The 3,192-nt window shown below is 39.0% G+C and carries 3 protein-coding genes; all 3 read left to right on the top strand.

The features are described from left to right. The coding region (locus I3255_RS13385; RefSeq protein ID WP_269117330.1) for a TonB-dependent receptor at positions 1-1,954 on the top strand (1,954 nt) is incomplete at its 5' end. A gap of 8 nt (positions 1,955-1,962) precedes the next feature. Next, positions 1,963-2,568, top strand: a complete 606-nt coding sequence (locus tag I3255_RS13380) for a YfiR family protein (RefSeq protein WP_005298619.1) — start codon at positions 1,963-1,965, stop codon at positions 2,566-2,568. Next, positions 2,568-3,192, top strand: a 625-nt coding sequence (locus tag I3255_RS13375) for a CHASE sensor domain-containing protein (RefSeq protein WP_238039253.1), incomplete at its 3' end; no start/stop codon positions are given. The genes I3255_RS13380 and I3255_RS13375, both read left to right, overlap by 1 nt.

The following is a 3,192-nucleotide window of genomic DNA, read 5'->3' as shown; positions in this document are numbered from 1 at the left end:
AAGTGAACAAGCGGTCACGGTAACTTCTGCTGCAAAAAAAGAACAAGACTTAACCGATGTACCCGCAGCCATGTATGTGATTACTAACGATCAAATTCGCCGTAGTGGAGCTCGTTCAGTACCAGAAGCTCTTGCATTAGCGCCTGGTGTCCAAGTAACTAAGATCAGTGAATTCAATTGGCAAGTCTCTTTACGAGGACTCAATGAAGTCTTATTTAATAAACTGCTTGTTATGGTTGATGGCCGAAGTGTTTTTAGTCCTCTGATGTCTGGAACCTTCTGGAATACGATTGATACATTACTGGAAGATATTGATCGTATTGAGGTTCTTCGAGGGACAGCTGGCACCATGTGGGGAGGAAATGCCGCCAATGGTGTGATTAATATTATTACTAAAAATAGCCGGGAAACACTGGGCCATTATGGTAAACTGGCAACGGGCGAATATCACTACCAACAAGCAGACTACCGCTACGGTTTTTTAATCAATGACCACACAACAGCAAGGTTTTCTGTAAAAGGATTAAAATCTGATTATTACACAATAAATGAGGATGAATGGCACAGCTATCAAGGTAACTTTCGCTTAGATTATGTTAATGATAAGCACACTCTCAGTCTGCATGGCGGCGGTTATCATAATAAATCTAAGCATAAGTGGTACACCTATACTTTTGCCGATCAAATCTATTTAAATATCATTGATTTTAATGATTATTCTCGCGGTGGTTATATCAATGTCGATTATCTACATCAAGACGATGGCCAGCAAATTGAAGGTCAGGTTTGGGCCAGTACAAACTCAAAGGTTGAGCCCTCATCACAAGGAACCTATCAAACAATCGATGGTAATATCTTATTAAGACAACAAATTAAAAATAATCATGAACTCACTGTTGGCGGTGGAATTCGCTTCACCCATTTATCTGTAGCGGGTGTTCCTGATGATATGTTTACTCATCAATACCCTATCTATCGCTACAGTTATGATCAAACTCAACACGAAGTAATTTATAATGCCTTATTGCAAAGTGAGTGGCTATTTACCCCAAATCTCATTGGGACTCTAGGCGTTAAAGTTGAGCACTTCACTCGCAATGACTCTACAGAAATACAACCTCAAGCGCGTATTCTCTATAAACCCAAACCCGAGCATCAAATTTGGAGCGGCATTGGTCGAGCCGTTGTAACTCCATCTATGGTTGATTTGGCCTCGCATGATTATCGTTATGTTGCGGTAGGTACCAGCAATGGCTATTTCCCGGGTATTTTATTTACTCAACCTGATCCCAATATGGAGAATGAGTCTGTGATTACTTGGGATGTTGGGTATCGCTTTAACCGTCTAGATTTTACATTTGATAGTACCTTCTTTTACAGCCAATACGATAATGTTCGAATGCTAAGAGATATCAATTGGCACTGTATCTATGGTCAATGTGAAGACGGAACCACTCAACCTAATTATGCGTTTGTTGGATCTCAACAATACTCGGATGCACTTGAACTATCGACCTATGGCATTGAACTTTATTCAAGTTGGCAAGCACTTCCTAACTTTACAATAAATGGGAGTTATAGCTTTATTGAAACCGATGCATCATGCACAGGATCTAATAGTTGTATTCGTGATGATGTTGGAGGCTACCGATTAGTTTATGAAAACCAACCGAATCATTATTTATCCTTACAAACCTTATGGGATATTAATGACTCATGGCAGTTGGATTTGTGGCTAAAACACAGAGGTTCAGTCTCATCTCCGAATCAAGCCTCTCGCTCATCAGACCTGACCACTATAGATTTACGGTTAGCGTGGCAGAAAAAACCATCATGGCCAAGAGTTGAGTTTATCGTTGATAGCTTAGGCAGCTCTTCATACTCAGATGCGTCTGACTCAAGTCCTTTTATCGAAGAATCTGCATTTGTCCGTTTATCTTGGAATCAACTTTAAGAGGTTTCATGCAAAATCTTAGACTTGATAAAATAGTCTTAAAAAAGCAAACATTACGCCAAATTCTTGCTGATTTTAAAACTTACATCCGTCTAAGTGCCCGTTTGCTACTGGTAGGTTGTATCAGTAGCATTGGGTTGGTTCAAGCAAACACAATGCAAGTGGCCGATTTTAAACTCTCTGCGGTTTATATCTATCGCTTCGGCCAATTCATTCAATGGTCATCTCAGCCCTCATCATTGGTTTACTGCTCTCTTGGCACTGATAGTGTTGCTAAAACATTAAGTCAGCTAATTAACAGTAATGATCACCATACTTTTATCTCTTTAGCTCATATAAACCAAATAGAACAGTGCCATATTGTTTATATTTCACCGCAAAAAGAATCTGAAATTACTCAAGTTCCTATTAAGCCTCAAATATTAACGGTTGGAATTGGCACCTCTTTTTTAAGAAAAGGCGGCATGATAACGCTTCAGTCAATTAATCAAAAAGTTCGTCCAATTATTGGCTTAGAGCATGTTAGCCAAAGTGGAATACAAATCAGCTCTAAATTATTACAAATTGCTCTACTTTATCCGCAAGATATTATTGAAATGAGTGAGGAGGACTAATGAAACTATTATGGCCTTCATCGCTTTCTCTTAGCCAGCGTTTGTTTTTACCCATGCTGAGCTTTGTCGTGATTCTATTTATCGTATTCCAAACTATCAGTTATTATAAATATGTTGGTAACGCGGAAAAAAATCTGCTAAATCGAGTTACTATTCTGGCAACAGGGATTGGCACAAATCTAACAGCAGCCATCCAATTTGATGACGAGCTGGCAGGTGCTGAAATCTTATCGGCTTTCAAAGCAGATCCAAGCATCACATCTGTTGAGGTTGTACTACCAAATAAACCCTATCCTTTTGCCTCATTTCAGCAAACAAACAGTACAGTGTCAGAGAAATTATCAGACAATGACTGGCAACAAATACAAACTTATACAGTCAATCATCACTCTCTTTATTTGGTGTTACCCATTCAATTAGAGCAACAAACGATTGCTCATATGCGTCTAACGGTATCGCTCTCAGATATGGTCGCAATGCAATATTATCAAATAAAGATCAGTGGCTGGATGCTATTGTCCCTTATTGTGGTCAGTTCATTACTGCTGCTTCGTCTACAACGTTGGGTGACACAGCCTATTAGTTCTTTACATTCAGCAATGCTAAATATTATTAATAATGAAC

The sequence above is a fragment of the Psychrobacter sp. Ps6 genome (genome assembly GCF_022129235.1).
Classification (GTDB): Bacteria; Pseudomonadota; Gammaproteobacteria; order Pseudomonadales; family Moraxellaceae; genus Psychrobacter.
The sequence above is the reverse complement of the archived record's forward strand: the minus strand, read 5'-3'. Positions and strand labels throughout refer to the sequence as shown.